This window comes from Acinetobacter sp. YH12052 (assembly GCF_013419835.1).
GTDB classification, from domain to species: Bacteria; Pseudomonadota; Gammaproteobacteria; order Pseudomonadales; family Moraxellaceae; genus Acinetobacter; species Acinetobacter amyesii.
In genome coordinates, this window is the sequence record NZ_VOZI01000007.1 from 93,081 (window position 1) to 110,213 (window position 17,133).

Annotated in this window: 13 protein-coding genes and 1 pseudogene; 3 read left to right on the forward strand and 11 right to left on the reverse strand. The window is 42.6% G+C overall.

Going from position 1 to position 17,133, the window contains the following annotated elements:
* Nucleotides 1–2: 2 nt before the first annotated feature.
* Both aceE and FTU06_RS06820 read right to left on the reverse strand, forming a co-directional pair.
* Nucleotides 3–2,705, reverse strand: coding sequence for a pyruvate dehydrogenase (acetyl-transferring), homodimeric type (aceE, locus tag FTU06_RS06815; RefSeq protein WP_180041745.1), 2,703 nt, complete (start codon nucleotides 2,703–2,705; stop codon nucleotides 3–5).
* 281 nt (nucleotides 2,706–2,986) lie between these two features.
* Nucleotides 2,987–3,682, reverse strand: coding sequence for a M23 family metallopeptidase (locus FTU06_RS06820; protein ID WP_180022341.1), 696 nt, complete (start codon nucleotides 3,680–3,682; stop codon nucleotides 2,987–2,989).
* Nucleotides 3,683–3,788: 106 nt separating this feature from the next.
* On the opposite strand from FTU06_RS06820, the gene FTU06_RS06825 reads away from it, so the two are divergent.
* On the forward strand, nucleotides 3,789–4,229 hold the full coding sequence (locus FTU06_RS06825) for a DciA family protein (RefSeq protein WP_168379402.1): 441 nt from the start codon (nucleotides 3,789–3,791) through the stop codon (nucleotides 4,227–4,229).
* A 97-nt stretch (nucleotides 4,230–4,326) separates the two neighbouring features.
* On the opposite strand, the gene lpxC is transcribed toward FTU06_RS06825, so the two are convergent.
* From lpxC to gshB, 8 genes are all read right to left on the reverse strand, one after another.
* The gene (lpxC, locus tag FTU06_RS06830; protein ID WP_180063028.1) at nucleotides 4,327–5,229 is read right to left on the reverse strand and encodes a UDP-3-O-acyl-N-acetylglucosamine deacetylase; all 903 of its coding nucleotides are present in this window, start codon (nucleotides 5,227–5,229) and stop codon (nucleotides 4,327–4,329) included.
* A gap of 125 nt (nucleotides 5,230–5,354) precedes the next feature.
* Nucleotides 5,355–6,545, reverse strand: coding sequence for a cell division protein FtsZ (gene ftsZ, locus FTU06_RS06835; protein WP_078193216.1), 1,191 nt, complete (start codon nucleotides 6,543–6,545; stop codon nucleotides 5,355–5,357).
* A 159-nt stretch (nucleotides 6,546–6,704) separates the two neighbouring features.
* Entirely contained in the window at nucleotides 6,705–7,967 is a 1,263-nt protein-coding gene (gene ftsA / locus FTU06_RS06840) for a cell division protein FtsA (protein WP_111884462.1), read from the reverse strand.
* Between the two features lie 68 nt (nucleotides 7,968–8,035).
* Entirely contained in the window at nucleotides 8,036–8,890 is an 855-nt protein-coding gene (locus FTU06_RS06845) for a cell division protein FtsQ/DivIB (protein ID WP_180008770.1), read from the reverse strand.
* Between the two features lie 3 nt (nucleotides 8,891–8,893).
* Nucleotides 8,894–9,823 (reverse strand): D-alanine--D-alanine ligase, encoded by a 930-nt coding sequence (locus tag FTU06_RS06850; protein WP_180107802.1) that lies wholly within the window; start codon nucleotides 9,821–9,823, stop codon nucleotides 8,894–8,896.
* Between the two features lie 59 nt (nucleotides 9,824–9,882).
* Nucleotides 9,883–11,331, reverse strand: coding sequence for a UDP-N-acetylmuramate--L-alanine ligase (gene murC, locus FTU06_RS06855; protein WP_078190576.1), 1,449 nt, complete (start codon nucleotides 11,329–11,331; stop codon nucleotides 9,883–9,885).
* Between the two features lie 14 nt (nucleotides 11,332–11,345).
* Nucleotides 11,346–12,443, reverse strand: coding sequence for an undecaprenyldiphospho-muramoylpentapeptide beta-N-acetylglucosaminyltransferase (gene murG, locus FTU06_RS06860; RefSeq protein WP_180049736.1), 1,098 nt, complete (start codon nucleotides 12,441–12,443; stop codon nucleotides 11,346–11,348).
* Between the two features lie 303 nt (nucleotides 12,444–12,746).
* Nucleotides 12,747–13,691, reverse strand: coding sequence for a glutathione synthase (gshB, locus tag FTU06_RS06865; RefSeq protein ID WP_180145708.1), 945 nt, complete (start codon nucleotides 13,689–13,691; stop codon nucleotides 12,747–12,749).
* Between the two features lie 327 nt (nucleotides 13,692–14,018).
* Between gshB and FTU06_RS06870 the strand changes: the two genes are divergently transcribed.
* On the forward strand, nucleotides 14,019–14,921 hold the full coding sequence (locus FTU06_RS06870) for a sensor domain-containing diguanylate cyclase (protein ID WP_180105523.1): 903 nt from the start codon (nucleotides 14,019–14,021) through the stop codon (nucleotides 14,919–14,921).
* Between the two features lie 125 nt (nucleotides 14,922–15,046).
* Complete coding sequence (locus FTU06_RS06875) at nucleotides 15,047–15,265, forward strand: DUF3565 domain-containing protein (protein WP_180145711.1); 219 nt, start codon at nucleotides 15,047–15,049, stop codon at nucleotides 15,263–15,265.
* Between the two features lie 17 nt (nucleotides 15,266–15,282).
* Here the strand turns inward: FTU06_RS06875 and FTU06_RS06880 are convergent.
* Nucleotides 15,283–16,607, reverse strand: a pseudogene (locus tag FTU06_RS06880) (ISNCY family transposase).
* Nucleotides 16,608–17,133 lie beyond the last annotated feature (526 nt).

Consider the following 17,133-nt stretch of genomic DNA (forward strand, 5'->3'; position numbering starts at 1 on the left):
GATTAGTTCTCCTCTTTGTAGTCAGCCACAGCATGCAGTTCCGGCGTTTCCTGCGGAGCCCATGCCACTGGACGGTCAGTATCTAGTTCAAAGCTTGAGATGGCATCTTTAACTAAACGTGCATCAACTTCGCCTTCATCGGCGAGTTTTTTCAATGTTGCTACCACAATATGTGCAGCATCGACACCAAAGTAGCTACGTAAGTTGCCACGTGTATCTGAACGACCATAACCATCTGTACCTAATGCAACAAATGGACGATTGTCTGGAAGATAGGCACGGATTTGTTCGCTATACGCACGCATGTGATCAGTTGCCGATACCACAATACCGTCTTTTTCACGAAGTAATTGAGAGACCCAAGCTTCTTTCGTATCTTCAGCCAACGGATGTAAGCGGTTGTATTCTTCACACGCCATACCATCACGAGCTAATTCGTTAAAGCTAGTGACGCTCCATACGTTTGAATGAATTTGATATTCATCACGAAGGATTTTCGCCGCTTTAATAACTTCACGCAGAATCACACCTGAACCCATCAACTGAACCGTTGCCTTCTCATCTTCTTCGAAGAGATACATACCACGTTTAATGCCTTCTTCAGCACCTTCAGGAATAGCAGGGTGTTCGTAGTTTTCATTCATTACTGTTAAGTAATAGAACACGCGCTCTTGGTTCACGTACATGCGTTTTAAACCATCATGTACGATCACTGCCAACTCATAACCAAAACATGGGTCATAAGAAATACAGTTTGGAATCGTATTTGCCAAGATATGTGAATGACCATCTTGGTGCTGTAAACCTTCACCGTTCAGTGTTGTACGACCTGCAGTTGCACCGAGCAAGAAGCCTTGCGCCTGCGCATCACCTGCAGCCCATGCAATATCACCAATACGTTGGAAACCGAACATCGAGTAGTACATATACATCGGAATCATTGGCAAGTTATTGGTTGAATAACTGGTCCCTAACGCAGCCCAAGCACTCATCGCACCCGCTTCGTTAATCCCTTCTTGTAACATGTGACCATCTTTGGCTTCACGATAGTGCATCAACTGTTCTTGGTCTTCAGGGGTATATTTTTGACCATGCGCAGCATAGATCCCCAACTGACGGAACATACCTTCTAAACCAAAAGTACGCGCTTCATCTGGCACAATTGGTACGACACGATCTTTAATGGCTTTTTCTTTCAATAATGATGAAATCAAACGTACCATCAACATGGTCGTCGATTGCTCTTTACCGCCACTGCCTTTCAGTACGGCATCAAACACAGACAATTCAGGAATCGCCAGCTGTTCACTTTCTTTACGACGTGCAGGTAAATAACCACCCAATGCCTCACGACGCGCCTTCATGTATTTCAATTCAGGCGAGTTTTCGCTCGGACGATAGAATGGCACTTCTTCAAGCTGTTCATCGGTAAATGGCAAGTTGAAACGGTTACGTACATATTTCAACGACTCAAGCTGCATTTTCTTGATTTGATGCGTCTTGTTGACTGCTTCAATCTCTTCCGACAAACCATAACCTTTGACTGTTTTTGCCAAGATAACTGTTGGCTGACCTGTTTCCTTCATCGCTTCGGCATAAGCCGCATACACTTTGAATGGGTCATGGCCACCACGGTTCAGGTTATCAATATCTTCATCGCTTAAGTTGCGCACCAACTCTTCAGCTTCAGGATACTTACCAAAGAAATGTGCACGCGTATACGCACCACCTTTCACTTGATAACGCTGGAAATCACCATCGACCGCTTCTTCCATCACCGCTTTTAAGGCACCTGAATCATCTTTTGCCAGTAACGGATCCCAATGACGACCCCAAACCACCTTAATTACGCGCCAGCCTGCACCACGGAACAATGATTCAAGTTCTTGAATAATTTTACCATTACCACGAACTGGGCCATCTAGACGCTGTAAGTTACAGTTCACGACCCAAATCAGGTTGTCGAGCTTTTCACGACCTGCAAGTGAAATGGCACCTGTACTTTCAGGCTCATCCATTTCACCATCACCGAGGTAAGCCCAAACTTTACGGTTTTCTTCTTTGATCAGGCCACGGTTCATCAAGTACTTTTGGATGTGTGCTTGATAGATCGACATGATTGGACCTAGACCCATCGATACGGTTGGGAACTGCCAATAATCTGGCATCAAATATGGATGTGGGTATGACGGCAAACCTTTACCGCCAACTTCACGACGGAAATTATTTAAGTGCTCTTCAGTCAAACGACCTTCTAAGAACGAACGTGCATAGATACCCGGTGCACAGTGACCTTGATAATAGATCATGTCACCGCCAAAGCTGTCGCTATTGGCACGGAAGAAGTGGTTAAAGCCCACGTCATATAAAGTTGCAGATGATGCAAAACTTGCCAAGTGACCACCTAAGTCATCACCTGTTTTATTGGCACGCAGTACCATCGCTAAGGCATTCCAGCGGATCAGCGCACGAATACGGCGCTCCATATCCGAATCACCTGGCATAGGCGGTTGTTCTTCAACTGAAATGGTATTTAAGTAAGGAGTATTTAGTCGCTGAATGGGAACGTGCTTAGCAATCGCTTGTTGATAGAGTTTTTCAAGCAAAAATGCAGCGCGGTCAGTTCCCATGTGCTGTAAAACTGAATCAAATGCGTCCTGCCATTCTTGGGTTTCTTGCGCATCTGTATCGCCATAAAACGCCATACTTCACCTATCCTATGTGCTAAATATATGGCTCTATTAGTACCATATTTTGGCTAGACTGAGTTATCGCCACAGATGAATACGAAATAGCTCTGTTATTTATTTACTAAATACTTATTGATTAACAATTACACAAATTTACATTTTTGGGTCAATTTTCGCCATTTTTTATACAGACAATATTTTTTAAAATGATAATTTTATAGTTATTAGCGATAAATAAAAAAGCCATTGTCTGTAGAGGTTCAGACAATGGCTTCGTATACAGATGTTGTATGCGCTTATGGCAACATCGCTAAATACGTCGATGGGTTTTTGCGTTGACCATCTTTCACTACTTCGTAATGCAAATGTGGGCCAGTACAACGACCAGTACAACCAACGTTAGCAATATGCTCACCCGCAGCAACACGGTCGCCTACACGTGCAATTAAGCGTGATGCATGTGCATAACGTGTCAGGTAACCATTACCATGGTTGATTTCAACATATTGGCCATAACCTGTGCCCCAGCCTGATTTAGTTACTATGCCAGGGCCTGTTGCATAAATAGGTGTGCCACTAGCCGCAGAAAGATCTAAACCTGAATGATTTTCTGCACGGCCACCCATGGTACGACCACCATAGTTTGAGCTCACGCGCTTCATGTCTGGAAGTGGGTGGGCAATTAACCATGAATATGGATTATTTGAACTTGCTGAATAGTTTTGAGAGGAATTGCTTGAACCGTATTTTTTTGCGATTGTCGCATTGTTGAGTTCAATTGATTTTTCACGAATTTGAACATTCAACTTCGTTTCCGCTGGAACATCAATATCATTGCTTTCAGAGTAAGCACCTTGAGACAAAGTGCGAGTTAACTGTTCAATACGATCTGATGATGAGTCTGCTTGATTTAATTCAACTAAATCTGCAAAAGCGACTGAAGCGGCCGAAGCTGCCAATGAAAACGCCAATAAAATACGTCGTAAATGCATAAAAAACCTCTATAAACTGTTCTCTTTTGTTCCTTGTGTGATTTCGTCCTTGATATCAGCCAAAAGGAGCGCATAAGATTAAGACATAAACATGTAGGAAATATGTATGTCAGAACCTGTCAACGTCTTTCAACCAACAAGAAAACACATAAAAACAGGAAACTTGTCGTTTCTCTCAACGCAAGTTGCTGTATGGCAGAAACTTACGAAAATTGTTCAACCGCTATTGCCCCAACCGGATCAATGGCAAGTTGTTTGTTATATAAATGGTGTACTTATATTAACTGGAGAAAATCAGGCACTGATTAGTCAGTTGGCCTATTTGCAAAAGCAATATATTGCACAATTATCACAAATATACGAATTCAAGGATTTGCACAAGATTCAAGTCCGTCTGAGAACTCCGTCTCCAACGCCCCATTCCCCTGAAAAAATTTCAAGAACCCTCAGTACAGAAACTCAGGATTTACTCCGTAATGCTGCTGACTTTGTGAGCGACCCTAAGCTTAGCCAAGCAATGCTGCGTTTGGCAAGCAATAAAAAGTAACCACCCAGTTGTAACAGACAAATTTGAATGCTCAGAATGTGACAGATTTAACACTTACAAATGATACAATATAACATCACCATTATAAGACAATGACTTATGTCACATTCACATAACTAATTGGGCAATCATTAATGTCATCAAATGTTACAATTTCATAGCTATCTGGATCACTTTTGACATTGCGTAATAACTGATTATTTAATGCATGACCTGACTTATAGGCATCATATTTCGCAATAATTTGATGACCGAGCAAGTATAAATCACCCACAGCATCTAATATTTTGTGACGAACAAACTCATCCGAGAAGCGTAAGCCCTCTTCATTGACCACACCATTGTCATCTACACCAATGGCATTTTCAAGACTCGCCCCTAAAGCCAAATTATTAGCTTTTAGGTAGTCCAAATCTTTCATAAAGCCAAAAGTCCGCGCTTCACTAACTTCATAGACAAATGTTTCGGTTGAAAAGTCGATTGTTGCCGACTGAAATTCTTTCTTAAATGCAGGATGGTCAAAATCAATCGTAAAATTTAATTGGAAACCGTCATGGGGTTGGAAGGCAGCACGTTTATCATCGATCAGTGCTTCGACAGGTTTGCGTATTTTTATGAATTTTTTAGGTGCATTTTGTTCTTGTAGTTCACCTTGCATAAGCAAATAAATGAACGGGCCGGCACTCCCATCCATAATGGGTACTTCAGACGCCGACACTTCCACGATCAGGTTATCAATCCCTAATCCAGCAATCGCACTCATAATGTGCTCAATTGTGCCCACCTTGGCATTTTCTTGCACCAAGTTAGAACACATGAATGCTTCTTGAATCAGCATAGCATCGGCTGGAATATCAATCGGTGGATTTAAGTCGATACGACGAAACACAATCCCCCCATCGGCATGATGTGGCACAAAGTTAATCATCACTTTTTGCCCACTATGCAGTCCGATGCCACTCGCTTTCACGATGCGTTTCAGGGTACGTTGTTTCAACATGTGTCTTCTATCATCAGTTCACAAAACCGCTATACGTTAGCATATTTAGCCATTGATAAAAAACAAAAAGGTAGCTGATCAGCTACCTTTTGTAATCAACAGACATTTAAGTCATTGAATTTATTTTATTTACGTTGTTGATTTTTCAAATAGTCTTGAATACTCATTGGCGTAGGGCGTGAATTGGATGCTGACGCCGCTGCTGCAGCCGGAGCAGCTGCTTCATTGTGCTGACGTTGAATCGCTGGCACATCATCTTCATCTACAGGTACTTGTGCAGAAGCGACTGTACGCGTTGCTTGTGCGACAGGGCGTTTCACTGGCTCAGCAGAATCGGCAGAATTACGAGTTAAACCCGTTGCGATCACCGTTACGCTAATTTCATCACGTGCATCTGGATCAAATACCGTACCGTAGAACACTTGACCTTCATCAAGATCGACAATTTGGTTCACCACATCAGTGATTTCTTCAATTTCACCGAAGGTTACATCATCGCCACCTGTAACATTAATCAAAATGCCTTTTGCATTCATGATGGTCACGTTATCTAACAACGGGCTACGGATCGCTTGCTCAGCAGCTTGACGCGCACGGTTTTCACCACGACCAGAACCTGCACCCATCATTGCGTAACCACGTGTACTCATGGCAGTTTTCAAATCGGCGAAGTCAAGGTTGATATGACCCGGACGTACCACCAAATCAAAGATACTACGCACCGCATTTAACAATACATCGTCTGCTTTTTTGTAAGCATCTTTCATTGAAATATCGCGGAATACTTTAAGTAGACGTTGGTTCGGAATAATAATCAGAGAATCAACATGTTGCTCAAGTGCTTCAATACCTTTCTCAGCAGATTGCTGACGACGTTTACCTTCAAAGTTAAACGGAGTCGTCACCACACCTACCGTTAAGATACCCATTTCTTTGGCAATTTCAGCAACAACTGGCGCAGCACCGGTACCTGTACCACCACCCATACCTGCAGTCACGAACACCATGTCCGTACCTTCAAGGTGTTGGCGAATCAACTCACGGCTTTCTTCAGCAGCAGTTTGACCCACTTGTGGATTTGCACCTGCACCCAAACCACGCGTACTTTGCTCGCCGAGTTGGATTTTAAATTGTGCATTCATGCGGTCGAGTGCTTGTTTGTCTGTATTGGCACAAACAAATTTTACACCCTCGATATCTGATTCCAACATGTGTTGCACAGCGTTACCGCCAGCACCACCTACACCGAATACTGTGAAACGGGCTTGACCGTTGCTGTCGCTTTGATCATCTTCTAAAAATTCAAATGAGGCCATGCCTAAAAAATTCCTAATCCATAATTGGCAGACACTTCAGCCCGTATACTGCCTTGATCTTAATAAAAATTGTTTTTTAGAATGCTGTCCAAGTTCCAGCTTGTCAAGTACAAGCAATAATCCGTACAACTTCCCAACAATATTCCCAAATATTTCAACTTAAAAGATCGACTTCAAGGTGTCATTGAAGCCCGACCATGCACGTTTTACCCGATTCAATACTGAAAGTTTTTCCGTATCTTCTGGCTCAACGATCGTATCTTGTGTTTCACTTTGACTGAAAATTAACAGACCTGCGGCAGTCGCGTATTGTGAACGACGTAAAGCGGCTTGCTGTTGATCATCAGCATACACTTGCATAGGTGGATTACCTAAATGTGCAGAAACACCTAACATCCGACGCGCAAATGTCACCATCCCTTCAATTTGGCAGGCATCACCTGTGAGTACAACACCATGGTATAAACCATGAATCGCACCATGATCCACCAACTCATTACGCACTTGATTAAAGATTTCTTCATAGCGCGCAATAATGATTTCGGTCAGTTCAATACGGCTAATGGTTTGTGGACCATCAATACCTTGGAATTGAATCATACTTTCAGGTTTAACCACTTTCAGGTCAACACAACCATACAACAGCTTAATACGTTCAGCTTCTTCTGTTGTGGTTTGCAATACAGCAGCAATATCACGCGTTACATGCTCACCGCCACGTTGCAAAGTGTGTGTCATCGCCAAGCGACCATCTAAATACACCGCAATATTGGTCGTACCAGCACCAATATCAACCAAGCACACACCATATTCTTTTTCATCTTTAAGCAAACTGGCTTCAGCAGTTGCTAATGATGAAATGACCATGCGTTCAACACCAATATTGGCACCTTTTAATGCACGATCCAAATTCTGCATGGTGCTGATTGGCAACATCATCAAATGATAATGTCCTGTCATACTCCGTGCTGACATGCGAATCGGGTTTAACACCCATTCAGGTTCATCATCTAGTTCAAAACCTAAAGGTACAGCACTCACCAAATAATGGTCAGACGTTAAATGACTGGCTTTGGCCAGTTCTAAAGCACGCACCACTTCATTGGTGGTAATCGCATGGTCATTATTTTCAATTGGAGTACGACCAGAGGCATAAAAACTTTTTAGTTCAGCACTGGGAATGGAAATCCACGCAGAATGTACACGACATTCCGCCATATCTTCCGCTTCCTGCACTGCATTTTTAATTGCGGTAACAACTTTATCGAGACTGACAATTTTCCCTTTATTCATGCCGCGGTTACGAGCGGTCGCCATCCCTACCACTTGGATATTGTCTGGCGCGTGTACCTTACCAATCAAAACTGAAACTTTGTGTGTCCCAATGTCAATCGCAACAACCGAGGGAACAGCTTCATTCATTATTTACTACTACCATTCACATGTTTGTTTAATTTATGGCTTAAAGCCTCTACTTATAAAGCCGATCATTATGGCTTTACAGGCGCTGCATTCGCAATGCCTATGTCATCACTGGTTACAACAAACTGACCATTTACCGACTTTGCTGGCACAGAGTTTTTCCATTGAATCGCTAAACCATTTCGGTAGCGCAAATCGATGGCAGAAATTCGTGGCCAAACAGGTTTTAAGTCACTGTGTGCGAGATAACTTAAACGCTGCAACTTACTCATGGTCTGATCTTGATCGACAATCACGCGTAAGCCTGAATCAAACTGCATAAACCAAGTCATTCGTTCGGTTAAATATAATTCTTTTAAACGAATGCCAACAGGTATAAATAGTTGATTAATTTCATTATAGCGACGCATCATCATTTTGGACTGACTCGTCGGCCCATGCAATAACGGTAAATTCTGATGATTGGTCGGAGTTAATTCAGCAAATACATCACCACTGTCGCTTAACAGTCGCCCAGTTCCCCAACGTGCAATCGCTTGACGCGGCATCACCCGTACACGAATTGCATTCGGCCATGCACGCGATACCACCACGCGATCGACCCAAGAGATTTCTAAAGTACGGTCACGAATGACACGTAAATCAGAGGTAAAATAGTTTTCAGTCATCATCGGTGAAACGTATGACATGACTTGTTGTTTTTCTTGGGCGCTCCGCACACCCACCACATCAAGTTCAGCCACACGTGCATCCGTCATGACTTTATATAGCCCCCAAATCCCAGCAATCAAGACCACACATGCAATAAACAACAACAGCCATCCACCCACATTGGTAAGCTTTTCCTTACGTGTCGGTGGTTTGTCATGTATCGATGTCGTTGCTGCACGTTTACGGCGCATTGACGCAGGAAGTTGAGCCATAATTTAGTGTGCCGCACCTGTTAGGGTTTGTTCCAAAATTGCAACACAAAGATCTTCAAAACTATAACCTACAGCATTAGCAGCTTTTGGTACTAGAGAATGACTGGTCATACCCGGAACAGTATTTACCTCAAGTAACCAAAAGTTTCCTTCTGCATCTTGCATCGCGTCAATACGGCCCCAACCACTCGCACCTACCGCTTGGAAAGCGCGTAAAGATAAAGCTTGTAGACGCTTTTCTTCATCTTCAGTCAAGCCACATGGAATACCATATTGCACATCGTTACGGTTATATTTCGCTTCGTAATCGTAAAAAGCCACATCTGCAGGCGGTTCCAAACGGATCACCGGTAATGCCTGACCATTTAAAATCACAATGGTAAATTCACGTCCGGTAATCCATTTTTCAGCCATCACGACTGCATCATGCTGGGTCGCTTTTGCAATTGCGGTTGCAAAGTCTTCAATTTTTTCAACTTTGCTCATACCAATGCTTGAACCTTCATGCACAGGCTTGATGATAAATGGCAAACCAATTGAATCTACAATTTCTTGTAAATTTGAATCTTTGCTGACAATACGATAAGGTGCTGTCGGTAGTTCTGAACCTTGCCAAACTTGTTTAGTTTTGACTTTATCCATACCAATCGCCGAGCCTTGAACGCCTGTTCCAGTGTACGGAATGTTTAACCATTCCAAAGTACCCTGAATTTGACCATCTTCACCACCACGACCATGAAGTACGATAAATGCACGGTCATAAGCCACCAACTCAGTCACACTGCGTTGCTGCGGATCGAATGCTTCGGCATTTACACCCGAACGCACCAATGCTTCAAGTACAGCTTTACCACTATCGAGAGAAACCTCACGTTCGGCAGATTTCCCACCTAATAACACGGCAACTTTGCCGAATTTTGAAGCATTTGACACGTTTATATCCTTAAACTTTTATCTACGGTCTAAACAAACTTTGGATCACCAAGCGGTAATCATTTTACATAGAGATTGTTTTGAGCAAGTTCGATTGAGATTGCTCCAACATTACCTGCGCCCTGTGTTAATAACAAGTCATTTGCTTGTAACACTTTTTTCATTACTGCTTGTAAGTTGCCTTCTACTGGATCGATGAGAATCGGCTCAACTTCACCACGTAGACGAATGCTTCGAGCCAATGCACGACTATCCGCACCCACAATTGGCTTTTCACCCGCTGGATAAACTTCTAATAACAACAGTTGATCGACTTGTGACAAGACATCGACGAAGTCATCAAAACAGTCACGCGTACGGCTAAAACGGTGCGGTTGGAACATCATCACCAAACGACGATCTGGATGACTTGCACGTGCCGCTTTAATGGTCGCTTCCACTTCTTTTGGATGGTGCCCATAGTCATCGACCAATTTCACCAAGCCATCTTCAACTTCAAATTCGCCTTGTACTTGGAAACGACGACCTACACCACTGAAGCTTTCTAAGGCACGCGCAATCGCAGCATCAGAAACGCCTTCATCCGTTGCAATACCAATCGCTGCCAAGGCGTTTAAGATGTTATGAAGACCTGGCAAGTTAATGGTTAAACGTAACGGCTCACGGTCTTTACGCAAAACTGTAAAGTGTGATTGCATGCCTTCTTGAGCCACATCAACGGCACGAATGTCATTGTCTTCATTGAAACCATAAGTCACGACAGGACGACCAATACGCGGCATAATTTCACGGATGTTGGCATCATCACCACACATCACAGCTAAACCGTAAAATGGAAGGCGCTGTAAGAATTGTACGAAGGTATCTTTCAATACATCGAAACTACCGCCATAGGTATCCATATGGTCAGCATCGATATTGGTGACAATCGTTGCCATCGGCTGTAAATGCAGGAATGACGCATCTGATTCGTCTGCTTCAGCCACGATATAACGGCTTGCACCCAATGCAGCATTCACACCAGTACGATTTAATAAACCACCAATGACATAAGTTGGGTCCAGATTTTCTTCTGCCAACATGCAGGTCACCAGACTGGTTGTCGTGGTTTTACCATGCGTCCCCGCAACGGCAATACCATGACGGTAACGCATTAATTCACCCAACATTTCTGCACGACGCACGACAGGTGTACGGGTTTCAATCGCCGCTTTCACTTCTGGGTTTTCAGAATCAATAGCTGTTGATACCACGATTACATTGGCGCCTTGAATATTTTCAGCAGCATGACCGATGAAAACTTGAATGCCGTTTTCTTCAAGCTGAGCCGTGGTTTTCGACGCTTTAATATCTGAACCTGAAACTTTATAGCCTTGGTTTTTCAATACTTCGGCAATACCGCACATGCCCGCACCACCAATCCCAATAAAATGGATGTGTTTAATACGGCGCATTTCTGGCACTTTAATGAGCTTTTTCGCTTGATCGGCAGGCGTTGATGGAGACATAGATTACTCGAATTTTACAAATCTTGAATTAAACCAACCACGTGCTGTGTCGCATCGGGTTGTGCCTGTTGTCGAGCCTTAACCGCCATTTCCATAAGTCGTTGGCGATTCATCAGCGGCTTCAACAACGCTGTTAAACTTTCTGCGGTCATGTCCGCTTGTGGGCAAATTTTTGCAGCATTGATATTGGCCAAGAACCCTGCATTTGCAGTTTGATGGTCATCCACTGCACTTGGCAGAGGAACAAACACGGCTGCTACACCCGCTGTCGCAATTTCAGTGACGGTTAGTGCACCAGCACGACAGATAATCAAATCCGCTGCAGAATAGGCTGCTGCCATATCTTCAATAAACGGCTGAACTTCAACTTGTATATGTTCAGGTGCGTTTGCATAACGAGCCAATGTGCTTTCAGCATTATTTTGACCACACTGATGATATACACTGAGGGGCTGTTCTAATTGCTGCAAAGCAGCCGGCACACATTCATTTAAGGCACGTGCGCCCAGTGAGCCACCTACAATTAAAACCCGTAATGGCAACCCAGCTTTTTCACGCTCTTGGTAACGCCATGACGGATTTAAAATTTCTGTAATTTCCTTCCGTACAGGATTGCCTGTGGTCACGATTTTATCTTGAGCTGGAAAAGTATTTGGAAATGCCTGACACACCGTTTTCGCCACACGCGATAATTGCGTATTGGTAAACCCAGCCACAGCATTTTGTTCATGGATAATGACTGGTATGCCCAATGCACGAGCTGCCAAGCCACCTGGCCCAGCCACGTAACCCCCAAAGCCTGCAACTGCATCAACTTTGAGTTGTTTCATATAACGCATGGCACTCAAAGTAGCTTTGAGAATTTTAAACGGTGCCATCAGCTTACGCACGACTCCATTGCCGCGTACGCCTTGGATATCAATTTGATAAATTGGAATATTATGATTTTTAAGCAGGCGATTTTCCATGCCTGTTGGCGTTGCGAGCCAAGAAACTTCACAGCCTTGTTGTTGCAACTCTTTGGCAACAGCGAGCGCTGGAAAGACGTGACCACCGGTTCCGGCAGCCATCATCATGACATGTTTCGGCTTTACTTGCGTTACTTCGGTCACTGTCTAATTCTTCAATTCTAAAAAGAGGCTAATGATATTCGATTTTAAGCAAACAATTGTAATCACAAACGCATGACCGTGAAAGGTAATTTACTTTTTTTCAACAGGCGTATGATTGTTTTTTTCTACTATTTTAAAAGTTTAAACTAGTTTTATTATTAATCTATGAGAATTGAAAAAAAATCAGACAATTTTTCACTTTAATTGCATTCACTTACAGTTTTTTTGCTTTTTAAGCTCCCCTCCCCTTAGCGCAGGCCAAAAAAAGAGCCCGTGAAGGACTCTTTTAAATCTAGTGCAAAATTAAGCTTTTAAACCTGCCTCAAGGACATCAAATAAATCATCGGCAATCGAGGTGCCAAATTGCGCATCAATTTCACGTACGCAGGTTGGACTGGTGACATTAATTTCAGTCACGTAATTACCAATCACATCCAGACCAACAAACACTAACCCTTTTTCACGAAGGAATGGCCCAACTTTGGCTGCAATGGCTTTATCATTTTCGGTCAATGGACGCGCCTCGCCCAAACCACCTGCCGCCAAGTTGCCACGCACTTCGCCATTTTGCGGAATACGCGCCAAACAATACGGTACGGGTTCGCCATTGATCATCAAGATGCGCTTGTCGCCATCCACAATTTCGGGGATGTAACGCTGCGCCATAATCGGCTGTGTGCCGTTATTGGTCAGGATTTCAATGGTTGAACCAATATTAACGCCATCTTGGTATAAACGGAAAATGCCCATACCGCCCATGCCGTCTAATGGCTTCACAATCACATCGCCGTATTCTTGCAAAAATTCACGAATCAGGCTTTGCTGCGAGGTCACTAAGGTCGGTACTTGAAGTTCAGGGAATTGCGTCGCAAACAATTTTTCATTGCAGTCACGTAGGCTTTGTGGCTTGTTAATAATCCATGCGCCTTCGCGTTCAGCCTGTTCCAAAATATAGGTGGTGTAGACAAAGTTCATATCAAACGGCGGATCTTTACGCATCAAAACCACGTCATAAGCTGCAATTGATTCTTTTTGTTTTTCGCCGAGTTCGTAATAGTGGTTGTAGTCTTCAAAAACTTTTAGCGGTGAAATCAAACCAAAGGCTTTGCCTTGATCGATATATAAATCTTGCTGTAATGCATAGCCTAGCTCATGTCCACGGCGTGCTGCTGCCCATAGCATCGCCATTGAGGTATCTTTTTTTAGGTTTACATTTTCGATGGGATCCATCACAACAAGTACACGCATTATTCAGTGCTCTGTTCATTATTAATTTATGAATGAGTATAGCCGAGATTTTTCTTTTGTTTATTCTGATTTTGCATGTGTATGTATGGATTCGTGTGATGCAGGCGATAATTCAAAACATTTCTATCATCGGCTTTATCTTAATAATGGAAATAAGCCATGAAAGCATTATGGCGTTAGGCCTGTGTAAATCGACGCCAAGCAATTGAGACAGATATTCATCACATCTACATCTCGCCCATCATTATTTTTGGTGAAAAAACACGTGCTTTTTATTTTTTTTAGCTATTGTGTTAATTATTGTAAATAAAGAAATAGAATTAATTAATGATCAACATTGAGCAGATGGCTATCATTCTTGATGCTTTGCCAGACCCTGCTTTTGTCATATCGCGTAGTAGAAAATACGTTGCGGTTTTTGGTGGGCGCGATAATCGCTATTACCACGATGGTTCCGGTCTTGTTGGTACCTATATTTCAGATGTGATCAAGCCAGATAAAGCCAACTTGTTTATGCAACTGATCGACCAAGCTCTAGCGTCAGGAAATCTACTCATCGAAGAGTACGAATTGAGCAATAGGGATGTAAAAGGTCTGCCCGATTATGGTCCTGAAGAGCCCATTTGGTTTGAAGTGCGCATCCAAGCGCTCAGTTTTGCGGTAGATGAAGAAGACGTTGTGCTTTGGGTCGCAAGTAATATTTCAGCGCGTCACAACTTGGAAATTAAGCTGAAGGAACTCAGCCATACGGATCAGTTAACCGGTCTTTTCAATCGAAGAAAATTAGAGCATGACTTAGCATTACATTATGAGTCATACCTACGACATTCCATACAGACCTCGATTTTGATGTTCGATCTTGATAACCTCAAAAAAATCAACGACAGCAAAGGTCATCATGTCGGTGATGAGGCAATCCGAGCAGTCGCAGATATTCTTCGTTTAACGCTGCGCAAGACTGATTGCGCCTGCCGCTTAGGTGGAGATGAGTTTGTGGTCGCATTACCCAACACGGGCTGTGAACAAGCCATTCAATTTGCCAAACGGATTCATGAACATTCCAGAAAAGAATTAAGTCGGTTTTCAATAGATAACGCCCATGTCACCGTGAGCATAGGAGTAACAACCATCATGCCTGAAGATTGTACCTACGAAGATACAATTAAGCGTGCTGATCTAGCGCTGTATAAAGCCAAACATGGCGGGAAAAATAGAATTGTCGCGGCGTAAGCGTGCGGCAGAAATAAACCAAATTTCACAGTCTATTTAGCAATTTGATATTCAAGCCGTTGTGATTGCTCAGCATGAGCTCTCTCCCCTTTTCAACATAAGTTCAGTTTAGATAGGTGTCCGATATGCAGCAAGCCATTGTTGATTTTGCCTTGGATGATGAAAATCATTGGTATGCTATTTTAGCTTGTGGCCATACACAGCATGTCCGGCATGATCCGCCTTGGCAAAACCGTCCTTGGGTTATCACTGAGCAAGGACGGAACGAAAAGTTAGGGGTAATGTTGGAATGTAAGAAGTGTGATGAAGAGATGTTATTCCTAAGTAGAAATGTCCTACCTTAAAACCAAATAGAAATGTCCTATACAGGCATTTCCAAGTCAAGCACAGGATTCAATTGCGTTGTTGAATTGCTGTTTTCTGTGCACGTCTACGTGGCATGGATTGAGAACGACTCCGTTTGTTTTGCTGTTCTAATTCTTCATGCTGTTGTTGAATATGCGCTAGTACAGAACCCAAACGTTTATTTTCAACGATCTCTCGCTGGTTGAGCTGACTTAATTTATCGAAGATACTGTAATTGATTTTTCTACCTTGGTGTTCAATGGCTACCGTACCATCCGGGTATTCCAGAAACTCAATATACTTGCCGATCAATCTTTGATTTTCTTCTGTTTTTTTCAGGATATATACGCATTTATCATATGTAATCGTCAGGCTGTTCGTGACCCTGCGGGGTTCACGCCAGGTAAAAACATCATCTAATTCTTCGGCTGTTTCAGCGATAGGCCGATGTAGATCCTTGGAATTAAAAGCCATCTTGGCGAATTTACGATTAAATTGCTCAATAAAGCACGGCAGCCACTTATTGGCATCTGCAATTGAACTGATGCCTTCTAGACGCATCTCCTTAATCAGACGATCCTGAAGTGTTCTATTCGCTCGTTCTACACGACCTTTGGCTTGAGGGGAGTTAGCGAAAATGATATCGATATTGAGAGTGCTCAGAACACGTCCAAACTGGGTAATCTTGGTGTCTTTCTTGCTACTTTGATTCACCCTAAAAACTGAATGTTTGTCACTGTAAAATGCCAATGGCTTACCATGCTGTTCGATATATAAACGTGTCGAAATCATATAGTCAAAGGCTGACTCTGACGCACAGAAGCGTAAATGCTGCAATTTTCCTGTGGCATCATCGATAAATACCAGTAGGCAGCACTTGGCAGAACGGCCTTCAAACCAATCATGGTGTGAGCCATCAATTTGGATCAATTCACCATAACAATCTCGGTTATAACGAGGCTGATATGGTCGTTTCAGGCGCTTGCAGCGAGGGATCCATAAATCGGCTGCAATCATCCAAGAACGTAGTGTTTCCACTGAAATATCAAATCCATGAACAGTGGTGAGCTTTTCATGCGCTAAAGTGGGTCCGAAACCATAAAGTTGATCTGAAACAATATTGAGACACTTAAGTCTGAGTTCTTCAGGAAGTTTAGAATTGCTGATTTGGCCACGACCGGCATGGGCTAATGCAGCGGGACCTTGAGCTTTGTATTTCTGCAGTAAGCGTCTGATCTGACGTTCTGAGATATGAAGTAGCTGAGCAGCCTGAGGTTGAGTTATGCGTTGATCGCAGATTTCTTGCAAGACCGACAATCGTTTAAGTTCTTTATCCGACATAGACACCAACATATCAAACCGTCCGCTAAGGAAATTGCAAAAGCGCATATTCTAAAAGCGGACATTTTTACTTTGGAGAAACCGGACATTTCTACTTTGGGCTTACAAGAGAGTTTCGTATAAGAGATTTTATGTTAAATGAATATTTGGAATATTGAAGAAAAATCTAATTTAAAACTTAAATTTTTCAACTTTCTTTTTTTACAAAGTAAAGTTTGGTTTGACTAGGGCACATATACCTTTAGTTTTATATTCATACCAACAATGCTCTGCTAGTTTTCCATACAAAATATTGGAAATCCACAATAGTACGCAAACAAATATTCCGATAATAAATGATTTTATCACGCTTATTTTTTTATATGTGCAAGTATAGAAAATTGCAGGGAAAATTAAAAAGTTTGGAAGAAGTATTACCCCACAAACTATAGATACAATGAAAACTGTAATATGTGTATAAATGGAAATTTTCTTCGGTTTAAATTGAGATTTAAGCATCTAATAATTCCTAAATTATTTTTACTTA

What these genes read in the sequence shown, in the direction of transcription:
- gshB (WP_180145708.1), bottom strand. Translation starts at nt 13,691, where the DNA reads ATGCGTGTACTTGTTGTGATGGATCCCATCGAAAATGTAAACCTAAAA.
- murC (WP_078190576.1), bottom strand. Translation starts at nt 11,331, where the DNA reads ATGTCTCCATCAACGCCTGCCGATCAAGCGAAAAAGCTCATTAAAGTG.
- ftsA (WP_111884462.1), bottom strand. Translation starts at nt 7,967, where the DNA reads ATGAATGAAGCTGTTCCCTCGGTTGTTGCGATTGACATTGGGACACAC.
- aceE (WP_180041745.1), bottom strand. Translation starts at nt 2,705, where the DNA reads ATGGCGTTTTATGGCGATACAGATGCGCAAGAAACCCAAGAATGGCAG.
- lpxC (WP_180063028.1), bottom strand. Translation starts at nt 5,229, where the DNA reads ATGTTGAAACAACGTACCCTGAAACGCATCGTGAAAGCGAGTGGCATC.
- FTU06_RS06875 (WP_180145711.1), top strand. Translation starts at nt 15,047, where the DNA reads ATGCAGCAAGCCATTGTTGATTTTGCCTTGGATGATGAAAATCATTGG.
- FTU06_RS06845 (WP_180008770.1), bottom strand. Translation starts at nt 8,890, where the DNA reads ATGGCTCAACTTCCTGCGTCAATGCGCCGTAAACGTGCAGCAACGACA.
- ftsZ (WP_078193216.1), bottom strand. Translation starts at nt 6,545, where the DNA reads ATGGCCTCATTTGAATTTTTAGAAGATGATCAAAGCGACAGCAACGGT.
- FTU06_RS06825 (WP_168379402.1), top strand. Translation starts at nt 3,789, where the DNA reads ATGTCAGAACCTGTCAACGTCTTTCAACCAACAAGAAAACACATAAAA.
- FTU06_RS06870 (WP_180105523.1), top strand. Translation starts at nt 14,019, where the DNA reads ATGATCAACATTGAGCAGATGGCTATCATTCTTGATGCTTTGCCAGAC.
- FTU06_RS06820 (WP_180022341.1), bottom strand. Translation starts at nt 3,682, where the DNA reads ATGCATTTACGACGTATTTTATTGGCGTTTTCATTGGCAGCTTCGGCC.